11 protein-coding genes and 1 tRNA gene are annotated in these 17,281 nt (G+C 31.1%); 8 read left to right on the forward strand and 4 right to left on the reverse strand.

All coding sequences use genetic code 11. From position 1 onward, the window contains the following. Position 1: 1 nt before the first annotated feature. Positions 2–427, reverse strand: coding sequence for a PaaI family thioesterase (locus tag ACTTA8_RS07320; RefSeq protein ID WP_440655216.1), 426 nt, complete (start codon positions 425–427; stop codon positions 2–4). A 117-nt stretch (positions 428–544) separates the two neighbouring features. After that, positions 545–621: transfer RNA gene (locus ACTTA8_RS07325), tRNA-Arg, on the reverse strand. A gap of 147 nt (positions 622–768) precedes the next feature. Between ACTTA8_RS07325 and aceE the strand changes: the two genes are divergently transcribed. The 3 genes from aceE to ACTTA8_RS07340 are packed head-to-tail and all read left to right on the forward strand — an operon-like array spanning position 769 to position 5,972. After that, positions 769–3,810 carry a pyruvate dehydrogenase (acetyl-transferring), homodimeric type gene (aceE, locus tag ACTTA8_RS07330; protein WP_440655217.1) on the forward strand — a complete coding sequence of 1,014 codons (3,042 nt, stop codon included), beginning with the start codon at positions 769–771 and terminating at the stop codon, positions 3,808–3,810. Beyond that, on the forward strand, positions 3,810–5,072 hold the full coding sequence (locus ACTTA8_RS07335) for a 2-oxo acid dehydrogenase subunit E2 (RefSeq protein ID WP_440655219.1): 1,263 nt from the start codon (positions 3,810–3,812) through the stop codon (positions 5,070–5,072). The genes aceE and ACTTA8_RS07335 overlap by 1 nt, the downstream gene beginning before the upstream one ends. A 6-nt stretch (positions 5,073–5,078) precedes the next feature. Continuing rightward, positions 5,079–5,972, forward strand: coding sequence for a DMT family transporter (locus ACTTA8_RS07340; RefSeq protein WP_440655220.1), 894 nt, complete (start codon positions 5,079–5,081; stop codon positions 5,970–5,972). On the opposite strand, the gene ACTTA8_RS07345 is transcribed toward ACTTA8_RS07340, so the two are convergent. After that, complete coding sequence (locus ACTTA8_RS07345; RefSeq protein ID WP_440655222.1) at positions 5,969–6,733, reverse strand: undecaprenyl-diphosphate phosphatase; 765 nt, start codon at positions 6,731–6,733, stop codon at positions 5,969–5,971. The two genes, ACTTA8_RS07340 and ACTTA8_RS07345, sit on opposite strands and share 4 nt — an antisense overlap. A 182-nt stretch (positions 6,734–6,915) precedes the next feature. Between ACTTA8_RS07345 and ACTTA8_RS07350 the strand changes: the two genes are divergently transcribed. Both ACTTA8_RS07350 and gltB read left to right on the forward strand, forming a co-directional pair. Then, positions 6,916–8,355 carry an NAD(P)-dependent oxidoreductase gene (locus ACTTA8_RS07350; protein ID WP_440655224.1) on the forward strand — a complete coding sequence of 480 codons (1,440 nt, stop codon included), beginning with the start codon at positions 6,916–6,918 and terminating at the stop codon, positions 8,353–8,355. Then, positions 8,355–12,860, forward strand: coding sequence for a glutamate synthase large subunit (gltB, locus tag ACTTA8_RS07355; protein ID WP_440655225.1), 4,506 nt, complete (start codon positions 8,355–8,357; stop codon positions 12,858–12,860). The genes ACTTA8_RS07350 and gltB overlap by 1 nt, the downstream gene beginning before the upstream one ends. Here gltB and ACTTA8_RS07360 read toward each other — a convergent pair. Further along, positions 12,853–13,599, reverse strand: a complete 747-nt coding sequence (locus tag ACTTA8_RS07360) for an alpha/beta hydrolase (RefSeq protein WP_440655226.1) — start codon at positions 13,597–13,599, stop codon at positions 12,853–12,855. The two genes, gltB and ACTTA8_RS07360, sit on opposite strands and share 8 nt — an antisense overlap. A 42-nt stretch (positions 13,600–13,641) precedes the next feature. On the opposite strand from ACTTA8_RS07360, the gene ACTTA8_RS07365 reads away from it, so the two are divergent. Genes ACTTA8_RS07365 through infC form a run of 3 tightly spaced genes read left to right on the forward strand, consistent with a single transcriptional unit; the run spans position 13,642 to position 17,259 of the window. Next, complete coding sequence (locus ACTTA8_RS07365) at positions 13,642–14,796, forward strand: glycosyltransferase family 4 protein (protein ID WP_440655227.1); 1,155 nt, start codon at positions 13,642–13,644, stop codon at positions 14,794–14,796. After that, positions 14,797–16,713, forward strand: a complete 1,917-nt coding sequence (gene thrS / locus ACTTA8_RS07370; RefSeq protein WP_440655229.1) for a threonine--tRNA ligase — start codon at positions 14,797–14,799, stop codon at positions 16,711–16,713. Further along, positions 16,714–17,259 carry a translation initiation factor IF-3 gene (gene infC, locus ACTTA8_RS07375; RefSeq protein WP_075505925.1) on the forward strand — a complete coding sequence of 182 codons (546 nt, stop codon included), beginning with the start codon at positions 16,714–16,716 and terminating at the stop codon, positions 17,257–17,259. It begins immediately after the preceding gene. Positions 17,260–17,281 lie beyond the last annotated feature (22 nt).

The following is a 17,281-nucleotide window of genomic DNA, read 5'->3' on the forward strand; positions in this document are numbered from 1 at the left end:
ATTAACCACCTGGACCTAAGTTTGAAGGTTTAACTTTTAAAATTTTCCAAACACCTGTTGCTGATGTGATAATTTTGTTATTACATTTAAGCTCACAAAATAAAAATATTAATGTATTAGTTTTTTTTAAAATTTTTGTATTTCCAATAATTTCATCACCAACTTTTGAGGCACCAATAAACTTGATATCTAATGAAATAGTTACACATGGAGCATTACTCGCAGATCTGTGAGCAGCGGTTCCAGCACCTGCATCTATTAATGCTGATAGATAGCCTCCATGAGTTATACCAGCAGCATTTAAGTGATTTTCATTTATAGTAGATTTAAATTCATATTCAGTTTCAGAAATGTTTCTAAACAAAACACCTCCATTGTGTTTCATAAAACCAGGTGTTAAGCTTATTTGTTCAAATTCATTACTCATAAAATTTACAATACAATTGTTAATAGCAATAATAACAATGCGATAATTATAAAAAAGTAAATTACTGATTTTTGTAAAGATGCTTTTAAAAGCCAATCAATCATTTTTATCCTTTTTTGGTGGACCGCCCAGAACTCGAATCTGGAATCTCCCGGTTCGTAGCCGAGCGCCTTATCCAATTTGGCCAGCGGTCCAAAATTAATTTTATTAAAGATACTGTATTTTGAGGTTTTATTAACAAATTTTGTTCAATTAAAACACAGCTTTGCATAAAAAGATTAATTAATGTGATAAAATAACATAAAAATATATTTTATTTGAGTGTATAAGCCTTTTAAATAATGAGCGAAAAACTACTTGTTCCTGACATCGGTGATTTTGACAATGTTGAGGTGATAGAATTACTTGTGAAGCCTGGAGATACAATCAAGGAAAATGATCCAGTAGTTACAATTGAAAGTGATAAATCTAGTGTTGAAATCCCATCAACTATTTCAGGAAAAATTGATACCGTTAATGTCAAAGTAGGTGATAAAGTTTCAAAAGGTGATTTACTTTTAAGTTTAAGCAATTCAACCAAAAGTCTTCCAGAGAGCAATCTTCCTAAAGATACAGAAAATATTATTAAACAAGCTGAGGAAGCAATGGCTGTAAATAAAGAGGAGCCGGTGAATGTTCCAGAGCCAGCTAAAGAAAAAAAACAATCTATAATTCAAGTTACAAATGGATTAGATACAGATCCTTTAGAAACTCAAGATTGGCTAGAGTCTTTATCTGCAGTAATTTCAAAAGATGGAAATCAAAGAGCTCATTTTTTAATTAAGGAATTAATTAACAAAGCCTATCGTGAAGGAGCAAATATTCCTTACACCCAAAATACTCCGTATATAAATACCATTCCTCCTGAGGCTGAGATAAAATCAAATGGAGATCAAAATATTGAGAGAAGAATAAGATCTCTGATCAGATGGAATGCAGCTGCAATGGTAGTAAGAGCTAACAAAAAATTTCCAGAATTAGGTGGACACATAGGAACCTTTGCATCTGCTGCAACTTTATATGATGTTGGAATGAATCATTTTTGGAGAGCAAAAAACAATAAATTTGGAGGTGATCTAGTATATTTCCAAGGACACAGTGCACCTGGAATGTATGCTAGAGCATTTTTAGAGGGTAGATTAACTGAGAAACAATTAGATAGTTTTAGACAGGAAGTAAAACCTGGAGGATTATCTTCATACCCTCACCCTTGGCTAATGCCAAATTTTTGGCAATTTCCGACTGTTTCAATGGGGTTAGGACCAATGCTTGCAATTTATCAAGCAAGATACATGAAATATTTAATCAATAGAGGATTGATTAAAGATGAAGGACGAAAGGTCTGGGCTTTTTTAGGAGATGGTGAAATGGATGAACCAGAATCCATGGGTGCAATTGGATTAGCAGCTAGAGAAAAACTAGATAATTTAATTTTTGTAATTAATTGCAATCTCCAAAGACTTGATGGACCTGTAAGAGGAAATGGAAAAATTATACAAGAGCTTGAAGGTAGCTTCAGAGGTGCTGGATGGAATGTAATAAAAGTTATTTGGGGTTCATATTGGGACTCATTATTAGCTAACGACAAATCTGGTCAATTAGTAAAAATTATGAATGAAACTGTAGATGGTGAATACCAAGCCATGAAAGCAAGAGATGGCGCATATGTACGAGAAAAGTTTTTTGGAAAAAATCCAGATACTTTGGAGATGGTTTCATCTATGTCAGATAAAGATATTTGGAGATTAAATCGAGGAGGACACGACCCCCATAAGGTATACGCAGCTTATGATAAAGCAATTAAAAACGAAGGAAGTCCAACAGTTATTATTGCAAAAACAATCAAGGGATATGGAATGGGAAAAACAGGTGAAAGTGTAAACACTACTCACCAAACTAAAAAATTAGATGTGGATGATCTTATGTATTATAGAGATCGTTTTGACGTTCCTCTAACTGATGAACAAGTTAGAAACATAGAATACTTTAAGCCTGATGAAAAATCTCCAGAGATTAGATACATAAAAGAAAGAAGGCTTAAATTGGGAGGTTATTTGCCAGAGAGATCAACCTTTGCAAAACCTATTAAAGCACCATCAAAAGATATTTTTGATTTTATGAAAGTTTCAACTGGTGAAAAAGAAATGTCCACCACAATGGCACTGGTCAGAATGTTAACTAATTTGTTAAGAGATAAAAATATTTCACCTAGATTAGTTCCAATTATCCCAGATGAAGCAAGAACATTTGGTATGGAAGGTTTTTTTCAAAAAATTGGAATATACGCTCATGAAGGACAGAAATATGAGCCCGAAGATGCTGCACAACTAAGTTCTTATAGAGAAGATAAAAGTGGACAGGTACTTGAAGAAGGAATTAATGAGGCAGGAGCGATGTCTTCTTGGATAGCAGCTGCAACTGCTTATACAAATCATGATATTGAAATGATACCGATATATATTTTTTATTCTATGTTTGGATTTCAAAGAATTGGAGATTTAGCTTGGGCTGCTGGTGATAGCCAAGCTAGAGGTTTTTTAGTTGGTGCAACAGCCGGAAGAACAACATTAGCAGGTGAAGGATTACAACATCAAGACGGACATAGTCATTTGATTGCATCAACAATTCCTAATTGTGTAACTTATGATCCTACATTTCACTATGAATTGGCAACTATTTTTAGAGAGGGTCTAAGAAGAATGCATGAGAAGAAAGAAAATGTTTTTTATTATATTACAACAATGAACGAAAATTATTCACATCCTGAAATGCCTAAGGATAAAAATTGTGAGGAGGGAATTCTTAAAGGAATGTATAAGATAAAGGAATTTAACAAATATAAAAAGACGAAACTTCAACTTTTAGGCTCAGGAACGATATTAAGAGAGATGATGTCAGCAGCTGAAATTTTACAAAACGACTATCAAATTGATAGTGAAATATGGAGTGTTACAAGTTTTAATGAGTTAAGAAAAGATGGGATGGAAGTTGAAAGATATAACCTTCTAAATCCGGACAAAACTCCTAAAAAATCATATGTAGAACAATGTCTTGGAAGTACTGAAGGACCAATTATGGCAGCATCTGATTATATGAGAATGAACTCTGATCAAATAAGACCTTACACAAACAATAAGAGCTTTTATTCTCTAGGTGCAGATGGTTTTGGAAGAAGTGATACTAGAAAAAATTTAAGAAAATTCTTTGAGGTAGATAAAGAACATTTAGTAGCTTATGGATTAAGTATTTTAGCAAAAGAACAATTGATAGCTTCAAAATATGCAAAAGATGCTATGAAAAAATACAAAATTGATGGCGATAAACCTATGCCAACAAAATTATAATGTCAGATATTGAAATTAAGGTACCAAATATAGGAGATTTTAAAGATGTTGAGGTTATTGAGGTATTAGTAAAAAAAGGCCAATCAATTAAAAAAAATGACCCTTTAATTACAATAGAAAGTGATAAGTCTAGCGTAGAAATACCATCTAGTTTTGAAGGTAAAATTTCTAACTTAAATATAAAAGTTGGAGATAAAGTATCTGAAGGAGATTTAATTTTAACTTTAGAAAAGTCATCACAGATAAATCAAAAAGTTGAACAAAAGCCAATAACAGAAAAAGAGTTCAAAAAAATTGAAGTATTAGAACCTGAAGTTCAACAAGAAACTAAAGTTTTAAATAATGTATCTAACATTTCATCAGCAAGCCCAAAAGCTAGAAAATTTGCTAGAGAACTCGGTGTAGATATAAATAAAGTTTTAGGAAGCGAGAGAGATGGAAGAGTAGTTGAAGATGATATAAAAAAATTTGTAGCGTTAAGATCAAACAATAAAGTTGAAGTTGTTGAGGAAAAAAAATCAAACAAAATTAAAAATGAATTTGAGCATTCAGATTTTGGTGAAATAGAGATCACAGATATACCAAGAGTAAAAAAATTATCATCAAAGTATTTAACAAATTCATGGACCACTATACCTCATGTTACAAATCATGATGAGGCTGATATTACAGAAATGGAAAGCTTCAGAAATTCTTTGACTGATATTTATACAGGAGAAAAGATTAAAATCACTCCTTTAGCATTTATTGTAAAAGCCTTAGTTGCTTCGCTACAAAAGTTTCCAAGTTTTAATTCCTCAATTGATGAAATTGAAACCGGCAAAATGACAATGAAAAAATATTATCATATAGGTATAGCTGTAGATACTCCAAATGGACTAATGGTTCCAAAAATTAGAAACGCTAATAATAAAAAAATTTCTCATATTAGTAGAGAGTTGAGAGAGGTCAGCGAGCTTTGTAGAAATTTAAAAATAGACAAAAAAGAATTGTTTGGTGGTTCGATGACTATTACTAGTTTGGGTGGAATAGGTGGATCATTTTTTACACCAATAATAAATTATCCTGAAGTAGCAATTTTAGGAGTAGGAAGATCAGAGAAAAAACAAATTTATATAAATGGAAAGTTTCAAACTAGAACAATGTTACCGATTTCTTTGTCTTATGATCATAGAATTATTGATGGTGCTGAGGCAGCAAGATTTAACAATGATCTTAAAGAAAACTTAGGCAAAAATTTTGCTTATAAGCTAGCTGTATAGTCTAAAATGTCCAAACCCATTTCCCTATTTAGTGCCTTGTTATGTACTTTTATATGGGGCACAACTTTTATTGCTCAAGATACTGGTATGGACAATATTGGTCCTTTCACATTTAATGCTGTTAGATTTTTTGTTGGTTTTTTAGCTATTACCCCACTCGTAATTTTATTTGAGTTAAAAAATTTTAAATCAGAATTAAAGACAGATAAAAAAACATTTATAAATTATGTGTCTTTAATAGGATTATCCTTATTTTTAGGTTCTGCATTACAACAGGTTGCTCTGCTCTATACAGATGTTGCAAATGCAGCCTTTTTTACGATCTTTTATGTACCTATGGTGCCTATCATAATTTATTTGTTTGGAAAAAAATCAATTCATTGGAGTGTATGGCCTTCAGTAATTTTATGTTTAATTGGAGGATATTTATTAACAAATTTTTACGATGCAACTGTTAGGTTGGGAGATACTTTGGTTGTACTAGGAGCTTTATTTTGGAGCACACATATTATATTTACTGGAATTATTATTTCTAAATACAATCTTCCACTTACAATTGGAGCAATTCAAACTTTAATCGTAGCTATTTTATCTTTTTTCATTGGAATTCTTTATGAAGAATTTGTTTGGAACAACATTATAATGGAAATATATTCTATATTATATGCTGGAATATTATCTGGAGGATTTGCATTTGTATTACAGATTTATGCACAAAAAAATATTTCACCTGCACCAGCAGCAATTATTTTCTCCCTTGAGGGTGTATTTGCAACTGTAGCTGCATGGTTTATTTTAAATCAAGTATTAGATATAAATAATATACTTGGATGTTTTTTTATTTTATGTGGAGTTTTATTATCACAATTACTCCCACTTATAAAAAGAAAAAAAATTTAATAAATTAAACTAAACAATACTAAAGCAATTATTATTCTATAAATTACAAATGCATTCATAGAAAACTTATTTATAAAAATTAAAAAATATTTAACTGTTAAAAAAGAAAGAATAAAAGAAGATATAATTGCAATTATTACCAAATAATTAAATTCTGTTGGTTGATTAAAAATATCTTTTAAACTAAGTAAACTTGCACCAGCTAATGCTGGGATAGATAGTAAAAAAGATATTTTACTCGAATCTACTCTATTAAATTTCAAAATCCTCGCAGCCGTTATTGTAATACCTGCTCTGCTTACTCCAGGTATCAATGATAAAATTTGCATTATTCCTATAAATAGAATTGATTGAATATTTAAATTTATAGAAATTTTTTTATCAAAACGACTCTTGTCAGAGATATATAAAACAACCGCAAATATTAAAGTTGTCCATGCAATAGTTTCAATGTTTCGTAAACTATAAATTAGCCCTGTGGTATACAAAAAATATCCAAAGATTATTAATGGAATAGATCCAATAACAATTAAACTTATTAGTCTTTTATTTTTATTTATGTTTAATAACTCTTCTTTAAAGTAATAAACTATTGCAAAAAGAGATCCAAGATGAAGGCTTATATCAATTAGTAATGAGCTAGATTTAAATTCATATAAACTTGAAACTAAAATTAAATGTGCAGAAGAACTTATCGGAAGAAATTCTGAAACCCCTTGAATTGCTGAAAGGATTAAAACTTCTATAATATTCTGAAACATAATTTCTTCGTAGCTTATAAAGCTTATATTTCAAACAATACGATTTGATCATAGTAGCTATGCATTTATTAGAAACCTGTTTATTTATAACAAAAATGAGGGCTTAAAGGTCAATAAATATGACCTATTTAATACTTTATTAAATAAAATCATTATATAATTTGCCTAAAATTATATTTTATATGACTAACAAGATGTTAAAATTTGTAAAAATAGGTCAACAAACTCCACCTAAAAGAGAGGTTGATCAAAGAAAAAAGGATTTTAAAGAGATATATGACGAATATATCAATGAAAAAGCTAAAGAACAATCAAGCAGATGTTCTCAATGTGGAGTTCCTTTCTGTCAGGTTCATTGTCCTTTAAGTAACAATATTCCTGATTGGCTAAAGTTAACTGCTGAAGGAAGATTAAAAGAAGCATACGAGCTTTCCCAAAGCACTAACAATATGCCTGAGGTTTGTGGAAGAATTTGTCCGCAGGATAGATTATGCGAGGGAAATTGTGTAATTGAGCAGTCTGGTCATGGAACAGTTACAATTGGTTCTGTTGAAAAATATATAACAGATAACGCCTGGGAACAAGGTTGGGTTAAACCAATTGAAGTTACAAATGAAAAAAATCAAAGTGTTGGAATTATAGGAGCTGGTCCTGCCGGATTAGCGGCGGCAGAACAGTTAAGAAAAAATGGGTATAAAATTACAGTTTACGATCGTTATGATAGAGCTGGAGGATTGTTAATATATGGAATTCCAAATTTTAAATTAGAAAAAGAAATAGTTGAAAGACGAACAAAGCTTTTAAAAGATGGTGGAATAGAATTCATACAAAATTTTGAAGTTGGAAAGGATGCAAGCTTAGAGCAATTAAGAAAAAAACATGATGCAGTATTAATTGCAACAGGAGTTTACAAAGCAAGAGAAGTTAATTTACCAGGTAATGATTTAGATAACATTTTTCCAGCAATGGATTTTCTTACAGCATCAAATAAGAAAGGATTGGGCGATGATGTTGAATTATTTGACAAGGGAATTCTAAATGCTGAGGGAAAAGATGTTGTTGTAATTGGTGGAGGTGATACAGCAATGGATTGTGTGAGAACTTCAGTAAGACAAAAAGCAAAATCAGTAAAATGTTTATATAGAAGAGATAAAGAAAATATGCCTGGTTCAGCAAGAGAAGTTGCAAATGCTGAAGAAGAGGGTGTTGAATTTGTATGGCTATCTAGTCCTAAAGAATTTAAAGGGACTAATAAGGTAGAAAAATTAATTGTAGATCAAATAAAGTTAGGTGAACCAGATGAAACTGGCAGAAGAAAACCTGAAGTACAAGAAGGATCAAGTTATGAAATAAAAGCAGATATGGTTATTAAAGCTCTTGGATTTGATCCAGAGGATTTACCTAATTTATTTGATAGCAATGAACTTCAAGTTACAAAATGGGGAACAATAAAAACAGATTTTGATACTTTGGAAACTAATCTAAGTGGTGTTTTTGCGGCTGGAGATATCGTTAGAGGAGCTTCATTAGTTGTTTGGGCAATTAAAGATGGGAGAGACGCAGCAGATTCCATAAAAAATTATTTAGAAACAAAATCCAAAAATGAGAAAAAAGTTGCTTAATGAAAACTTATAAAAAAAATTTTGATCTACTTAAGAAAAACAATGTCTATTCTGAAGATATGGAGCATGATGCTTGTGGAGTAGGTTTAATCGCTTCAACAGAGGGAAAAAAATCCAGGAATGTTGTTGAGTATGGAATTGAAGCTTTAAAAGCTGTTTGGCATAGGGGTGCGGTAGATGCCGATGGAAAAACAGGAGATGGAGCTGGAATTCACGTAGAAATTCCAAAAGATTTTTTTATTGAAAAAATTGAGGTTACTGGACACACACACGATAATTCTGAAATCTGCGTAGGAATGATTTTTCTTCCACGTAATGACTATGCTGCACAAGAGAGCTGTAAAACAATTGTTGAAAGCGAACTAACGAAAAATGATTTTAATATTTATGGCTGGAGACAAGTTCCTGTTAATCCAAAGGTTTTAGGTGAAAAAGCTTTTCAAACTATGCCTGAAATTATTCAGGTACTTTTCAAACCTCATAATAAAGAGCTTACAAATAAAGATTTGGAGAGAAAAATTTATGAGACAAGAAGAAAAATCGAAAACGAAGCCTTCAAAAAATCATTAAATAATTTTTATATTTGTTCATTAAGTTCAAAGTCAATTATTTACAAAGGAATGTTTTTAGCTGAAGCAATTTCAGAATTTTATTTAGATTTAAATGATGAAAGATTTGTATCAAGATACGCAATATTTCATCAGCGGTTTTCAACCAATACGGCTCCAAGCTGGAATCTTGCTCAACCATTCAGAGCAATTGCACATAATGGAGAAATTAACACTTATAGAGGAAATAAAAATTGGATGAAAGTTCATGAGCAAGAAATGAATAGTCCATTATTTGATGATATAGAAAATCTTAAGCCAGTTATTCAACAAGGAGCATCAGATTCTGCAGCTTTAGATAATGTTTTCGAATTATTAAACATTTCAGGTCAACCTGCACCATTAGCTAAACTAATGTTAGTTCCAGATGCATGGTCTAAGAAGAATAAGACTTTGCCAAAAGATCATCAGCAATTATTTAATTTTTTAAATAGCACAATGGAACCTTGGGATGGACCCGCCGCTATAGCTGGAACTGACAATGAGTGGGTTATTGCAGCAAATGATAGAAATGGATTAAGACCTTTAAGATATGCAATCACAAAGGATAAGTTATTGTTTGCAGGCTCAGAAACTGGGATGATAGAGCTAAATGAAAAAAGAATTTTATCAAAAGGAAGATTAGGTCCAGGAGAAATTATAGGAGTAAGAATAGAAAAAGGTAAAGTGTTTACTAATAAACAAATTAAGGATTACTTAGCAAAAGAGTATAAACATTTTAATTCACAAATTATTGATTTAGATGACAAGCTAACGATTGAGAATGAAAAAAATTCTTTTTCAGGAGATGATTTAAGAAGAAGACAATATACTTTTGGAATTAGTTTAGAGGATCTTGAATTAATTTTACACCCTATGGCTGAGGATGCAAAAGAGGCTACAGGGTCTATGGGCGATGACACTCCTTTAGCTGTGCTCTCAGATAAATATAGACCTCTGTATCATTTTTTTAGACAAAATTTTAGCCAAGTTACAAATCCACCAATAGACTCTTTGAGAGAAAACAAAGTGATGAGTTTAAAAACAAGATTTGGAAATCTAGGCAATATTCTAGATTTTGATAATTTAACAAAACAGAATATTTATGTTCTCAATAGCCCAATTTTATCTAATTCTCAGTTTGAAAAATTCATCAATTTTTTTGGAAATAATTCAACAATAATTGACTGTACCTTTGAAGAAATTAATAGTTTGTACGATGCTATTAAAAAAATTCAAAAAGATGCAGAAATTGCTGTTAGGCAGGGTGTTACTCAATTAATTCTTAGCGATAAAGATTTATCAATTTCAAAACTTCCAATTCCTATGCTGCTTGCAGTTGGTGCAATCAACTCGTTTTTAATTGAAAAAAAATTAAGAGGATATGTGTCAATCAATGTCCAATCTGGAGAAGCATTAGATACACACTCTTTTGCAACTTTAATTGGCGTAGGAGCAACAACAGTAAATCCTTATTTGGCGTTCGACAGTTTATATCAAAGATTTGAAAAAAAATTATTTGGAAAGTTTAGTTTTGAAGAATGTGTTGAAAGATACATTAAATCCGTCAATGCAGGTTTATTAAAAATCATGTCTAAGATGGGTATCTCTGTTTTAAGTTCTTACAGAGGTGGGTGCAATTTTGAGACTGTTGGATTAAGCAGAACTATTGTTTCAGATTATTTTCCAGGAGTTGTGTCTAAAATTTCTGGTATTGGACTTACTGGAATCGAAAAAAAAATAAGAGCAATTCATAAAGAAGCATTTGAAAGCACAGATACAATTCTTCCTATTGGAGGTATTTATAGATATAGAAAAAATGGAGAAACACACCAATATCAAGGGAAACTTATACATTTACTTCAAAGTGCAGTTGGTTCTAATTCTTATGACGCTTATAAAAGATATGCAGAAGGTATTTATAATTTACCACCAATAAATTTAAGGGACTTAATTGATTTCAGAGAAAAAAAATTAAAGGGATCAATAGATATTTCAGAAGTAGAACCAATAGAAAATATTTTAAAAAGATTTGGAAGTGGAAGCATGTCTCATGGTGCTTTATCTAAAGAGGCGCATGAAACTTTAGCTACAGGCATGAATAGAATTAAAGGAGCTTCTTGTAGTGGTGAAGGTGGTGAAGATGAAAAAAGATTTAAAGTGTTAGATAACGGAGATAGTGCAAACTCAAGAGTAAAGCAAATAGCTTCAGCAAGGTTTGGTGTAACAGTTAATTATTTAAATAATTGTAATGAGATTGAAATAAAAATTGCACAAGGTGCAAAGCCAGGAGAAGGTGGACAACTTCCAGGTTTCAAAGTTACTGATGAAATAGCAAAGTTAAGACACTCAACACCTGGAGTAACGCTAATTTCTCCTCCACCACACCACGATATTTATTCAATTGAAGATCTTGCGCAGCTTATTTACGATTTAAAACAGATTAATCCAAAAGCAAGAATTGGAGTAAAACTAGTTGCATCCTCAGGAGTTGGGACTATTGCTGCGGGAGTTGCCAAAGCAAAAGCAGACATAATATTAATTTCAGGACATAACGGTGGAACTGGAGCTACCCCACAAACAAGTGTAAAATACGTAGGTATTCCATGGGAGATGGGATTAACAGAGGCTAATCAGGTTTTAACATTAAATAATCTTAGACATACAGTTACACTTAGAACTGATGGAGGAATTAAAACAGGTAGAGATGTTGTTATAGCAGCCATGATGGGAGCAGAAGAGTATGGAGTTGCAACAACTGCTCTAGTTGCTATGGGATGCATAATGGTAAGACAATGTCATTCGAATACATGTCCTGTTGGTGTCTGTACTCAAGATGAAAAATTAAGAGAAAAATTTACTGGAACACCAGATAAGATTGTTAACCTATTTACGTTTATAGCAATTGAGGTTAGAGAAATTCTAGCCAAATTAGGTTTTAAATCATTAAATGATATTATTGGTAGAACTGAATTACTTAGACAAGTTAGCAAGGGTTCAGATAATTTAGATGATTTAGATTTAAATCCTTTATTTGTTCAGGCAGATACTGGCAACAATACTAGATACTGTGAAAACCAAGAAATTAATTCGGTGCCAGATACTCTAGACCAAGAAATATGGCCAGAGATTGAAAGGGCTTTAGATAATTCTGAAAAAATTGAAAAAGAATATTTAATTAAAAATACACATAGAGCAGTTGGGACAAGAATTTCTCATCATTTATTTAAAAAATATGGTTATGAAAAACTTGATGATAATTTTTTAGTATTAAACTTTAAAGGATCAGCTGGTCAATCTTTTGGAGCCTTTTCATCCAAAGGTTTGAAGTTAGTATTAAAAGGTGATGCAAATGATTATGTCGGCAAAGGTCTTTCAGGAGCTACAATTTCTATAAGACTACCAGAGGAAAGTAACTTAGTTTCAAATGAAAATACTATCTTAGGAAATACAGTTCTATACGGAGCAACATCTGGAAAACTTTTTGCAGCCGGTCAAGCTGGTGAAAGATTCTCTGTAAGAAATTCAGGTGCAGTTACAGTTATTGAGGGATGTGACTCGAATGGATGCGAGTATATGACTGGTGGAACTGTAGTAATTCTAGGAGATGTTGGAGATAACTTTGCTGCTGGTATGACTGGTGGTATGGCATTTATCTATGACAAATCACAAGAATTTGAAAAAAAAGTAAACCCAGAGTCAGTAGTTTGGCAGAATGTTGAAACAGATTATTGGAAAGAAAGTTTAAAAAATTTAATCAAAGAACACCATGAAGAGACAGGATCTTTGTTATCTAAAGAAATAATTGAAAATTATGATAATGAAATTAATAATTTCATTCAGGTTTGTCCTAAAGAAATGTTAGATAAACTGAAAAACCCTATCAGCTTAAAAAAAGTTATAAAAGAAGTTAGTTAATTAATAATTTTAATTCTTTTAAGATTATATTAAGCCATTTCTTATTTGATAAGCTATGGTCACCTTTTTTTACAATGATCAATTTCTTTTTTGCTTTTGGAAATAGTTTTAAAACTTTTCTAGAATAACTTACCGGTACAGCTTCATCATATTCACCATGCACCATAGTAACATTAATTTTTGAATTTATTTTTTTATTTAAAACTCTATTTTTTCTTCCATCTTTTATAAGCTGATAAGTGATTGGATACTCATAATTCCCATGTTTTAGGTGATATATACCTTTTTGGATTGTTTCTTGCTTTATTTTTTTGGAGAATTTTTTCCACATCAAATTTTCTAAAAACTCAGGTGCCGAGCCAATTCCCAAAAATCCCATAATTTGTTTTTTAAATATTTTGAATTGTCTTAAAGCAATCCAAGCGCCCATACTTGAACCAATGACATAAAAATTATTATTTTTTATATATTTATTTATCAATATAGAAGTTTCTTTAGTCCATTTTGAAATATTTCCATTTGTGAATTTACCTGCAGATTTTCCATGACCTGAATATTCTAAAGCAAGAAAACTTATTTTATTTTTTCTTGCAAATTTTAAAAAAGCTTCTGGCTTTTTTCCCTCAAGATCTGACATAAATCCATGTAAGAAAACTATGAATGGAGAATTTTTATAAATTTTACAAATATGTCTAATTTTCTTAGTCTTTGAAATTTTGTGGAATCTGAAATTTGCCATAATCGTTTATAAGAATTGCTAATTAATATATAATCATATCAAATGTCATCTAATTTAAAAGTTTTGCAAGTAATCCCAAAACTTGGATATGGTGGTGCAGAGACTGGTTGTTATGATATTGCTCACTATTTGCCAGAAAACGGTTGCAAATCATTTATAGTTACTAGTGGTGGTGAGTTACTTAAGTTTGTAGATAAAAATAAAGTAAAAGTTTTTAGACTACCAGTTCAAAGTAAAAACCCAATATTAATTTTAATTAATGCGATAATTTTAACTTTTATTATTTTATTTAATAATATTTCGATTATACACGCCAGAAGTAGAGCGCCTGCATGGTCTTGTTTAATAGCCTCCAAGATAACAAGCAGAAAGTTTGTGACTACATTTCATGGAACTTATAACTTTAAAAGTAATTTGAAAAAATTATATAATTCAGTAATGGTTAGATCTGACTTAATTATTGCAGGATCAAACTTTATTTTTTCACACATCAAAAAAAATTATTCAAATTACTTAAATCAAAAAAAAAAATTATTAGTAGTATTTAGAGGAATTAACGTTGATTATTTTGACCCTACTACAAAACTTGAAACTGAAGAGAAAAAATTATTAAAACAATGGGAAATAGAAAAAGATAAAAAGATTATACTTTTGCCTGGTAGATTAACTACATGGAAGGGACAAGAAGTATTTATTGAAGCAATCAATCTGGTAAATATTGAATTAGGTTATGAGGCATTTTATGCTGTTATCCTTGGAAGTGACCAGGGAAGAGATTTGTATAAAAAAAAACTAATAAGGCTTTCAGAACAGTATAGGTTGACTAAACAACTAAGATTTATCGATCACTGTAAAGATATGGCATTAGCTTACAAAGTGTCTGATATAATTGTTTCAGCTTCTATTGAACCAGAAGCTTTTGGTAGAGTCTCTGTAGAGGCCCAATCTATGGAGAAACCAATTATTGCGAGTAATATTGGTGGCTCTAATGAGACTGTCATTGATGAAAAAACAGGCTATTTATTTAAAGCGGGTGATGCAAAGTCTTTAAGTCAGAAAATTTTAAAAACACTTACAATTGACGAAACTCAATTAAAATTAATTGGCTTTGAAGGAAGAAAAAATATAGTTCAAAAATTTAATGTTGAAAAAATGTGCTTTTCTACTTATTCAGAGTATAAAAGATTAATAAATTAAATGCCTATAATTACATTACCTGATGGAAATAATATTGATTTCCCAAATAAAGTTACTGGATTAGAAGTAGCAGAAAAAATTAGTAAATCATTAGCTAAACAAGCAACGGTGATAAGTGTAGATGGTGAGTTAAAAGACTTAGAACATCTAATTGAGAAAGACTGTTCAGTAAAAATTTTTACATCTAAAAATCCTGAGGGTCTAGAAACCATTAGACACGATACTGCTCACATATTAGCAATGGCAGTACAAGAATTGTTTCCAGGAACACAAGTTACGATTGGCCCTGTAATTGAAAATGGATTTTATTATGATTTTGCTAGAAAAGATCCGTTTACAGAAGATGATTTAACAAAGATTGAAAATAAAATGAAAGAAATTGTTGATCGAGATGAGGTTACCAAAAGGGAAGTTTGGGATAGAAATAAAGCCATAGATCATTTTAAAAAAAAAGGTGAAATCTATAAAGCTGAGTTAATTGAGGCAATACCGGAGAATGAAGATGTTTCAATTTATTTCCATGGAGATTGGCACGATCTTTGTAGAGGACCCCATCTTTCCTCAACAGGTAAAATTGGAAAATACTTTAAATTAATGAAAGTTTCAGGAGCTTATTGGAGAGGTGATTCAAAAAATGAAATGCTCCAAAGAATTTATGGTACAAGCTGGGCTTCTCAAAAAGATTTAGATGAGCATTTAAAAAGAATAGAAGAAGCAGAAAAAAGAGATCATAGAAAATTAGGGAAAGAAATGGACTTGTTTCATTTTAGAGAAGAAAGTCCAGGCTCAGTTTTTTGGCATGAGAGAGGATGGGCATTATTTCAAAAATTAATTAATTATATGAGAAGCAGACAGGATGCTGCTGGATACAAAGAGGTAAATACACCTGAAATTTTAGACCGACAATTGTGGGAAAAATCTGGTCACTGGGAAAAATATGGAGAGAATATGTACACATCAGAAACTCCTGATGAAAAAGTCTTTGCTATAAAACCAATGAATTGTCCAGGTCATATACAAGTATTTAATCAAGGGTTGAAAAGTTATAGAGATCTTCCATTACGTATCACAGAATTTGGTAAGGTTCATCGTTACGAACCATCGGGTGCTTTACATGGTTTGCTTAGAGTAAGAGCTTTTACACAAGATGATGCGCATATTTTTTGTGCGGAAGATCAAATTACGAGTGAATGTTTAAATGTAACAAATTTAATCTTAGATATTTATAAAGATCTTGGTTTTGAAAATGTGATTTTAAAATATGCTGATCGACCAGAGGTTAGAGTTGGTAATGATGAAGTTTGGGATAAAGCAGAAGCTTCACTCCTTGAAGCAGTTAAAGCTTCTAAGTTAGAATATAGCATCAATAAAGGTGAAGGTGCCTTCTATGGTCCAAAAATTGAATTTGTTTTAAGAGATGCTATTGGAAGAGATTGGCAATGTGGAACCTTGCAAGTTGATTTAAATTTACCTGGAAGATTAGATGCATCATATGTTGATAAGGACGGAACAAAAAAAGTTCCTGTTATGCTTCATAGAGCTCTATTTGGTTCTCTAGAAAGATTTATAGGAATATTGATTGAAAATTATGCTGGTAAATTTCCTTTTTGGATTTCACCTTTACAAACAATGGTAATTCCAATTTCAGAAGAATTTAATGATTACGCAATAGAAGTATCTAAAAAAATTAAAGATGCAGGCATAAGTTCTGCGGTTGATATTAAAAATAATAATTTAAACTATAAAATTAGAGATCATTCTTTAGCAAAAATACCTCTTTTATTAATTTGTGGTAAAAAAGAAGTTGACTCCAATTCAGTAACGATTAGAAGGTTAGACTCTAATAAACAAGAAAATATGGATATAGATTCATTTTTAAAAACTTTCTCTGCTTTAAATAAAGCATCATCAAACTAAGTGGCAGATTTCAAACAAAATTATTTTCAAAGAAGAACAAAGGATAGAGGTCCAAGATCTAATAACCGAATATCTTCACCAGATGTTCAAGTAATTGCAAGTGATGGTGAAAATCTTGGAGTGATCAGTACTAACGAAGCTATATCAATGGCAAAAAACCAAGGATTAGATTTAATTGAAATCGCACCTAATGCTAACCCACCAGTATGTAAAATCATGGATATGGGCAAGTATAAATATGATGCTCAAAAAAAAGCAAATCTTGCAAAAAAGAAACAAAAAATAATTTCATTAAAAGAAATTAAAATGAGACCTGTAACAGAAACTCATGATTACGAATTTAAGGTCAAAAATGCAAAAAAATTTATCTCTAAAGGAGATAAAGTTAAATTTACTATCAGATTTAAAGGGCGAGAGCTCCAACACTCTCATTTAGGCAATGAACTGATGGGTAAAATTAAAGAGGATATGAAGGATATTGGTAGAGTAGAGCTGCAACCCAAATTTGATGGGAAGCAAATGATTATGGTAATTCAACCTTTATAAGCCTTAATAGAGGTTGTAAAAT

The sequence above is a fragment of the Candidatus Pelagibacter sp. HIMB1506 genome (assembly GCF_052047935.1).
GTDB lineage: Bacteria > Pseudomonadota > Alphaproteobacteria > Pelagibacterales > Pelagibacteraceae > Pelagibacter.

Coding starts and splice junctions, on each gene's coding strand:
- ACTTA8_RS07345 (WP_440655222.1), bottom strand. CDS start 6,733: ATGTTTCAGAATATTATAGAAGTTTTAATCCTTTCAGCAATTCAAGGG.
- ACTTA8_RS07365 (WP_440655227.1), top strand. CDS start 13,642: ATGTCATCTAATTTAAAAGTTTTGCAAGTAATCCCAAAACTTGGATAT.
- aceE (WP_440655217.1), top strand. CDS start 769: ATGAGCGAAAAACTACTTGTTCCTGACATCGGTGATTTTGACAATGTT.
- ACTTA8_RS07320 (WP_440655216.1), bottom strand. CDS start 427: ATGAGTAATGAATTTGAACAAATAAGCTTAACACCTGGTTTTATGAAA.
- gltB (WP_440655225.1), top strand. CDS start 8,355: ATGAAAACTTATAAAAAAAATTTTGATCTACTTAAGAAAAACAATGTC.
- thrS (WP_440655229.1), top strand. CDS start 14,797: ATGCCTATAATTACATTACCTGATGGAAATAATATTGATTTCCCAAAT.
- ACTTA8_RS07360 (WP_440655226.1), bottom strand. CDS start 13,599: ATGGCAAATTTCAGATTCCACAAAATTTCAAAGACTAAGAAAATTAGA.
- ACTTA8_RS07350 (WP_440655224.1), top strand. CDS start 6,916: ATGACTAACAAGATGTTAAAATTTGTAAAAATAGGTCAACAAACTCCA.
- ACTTA8_RS07340 (WP_440655220.1), top strand. CDS start 5,079: ATGTCCAAACCCATTTCCCTATTTAGTGCCTTGTTATGTACTTTTATA.
- ACTTA8_RS07335 (WP_440655219.1), top strand. CDS start 3,810: ATGTCAGATATTGAAATTAAGGTACCAAATATAGGAGATTTTAAAGAT.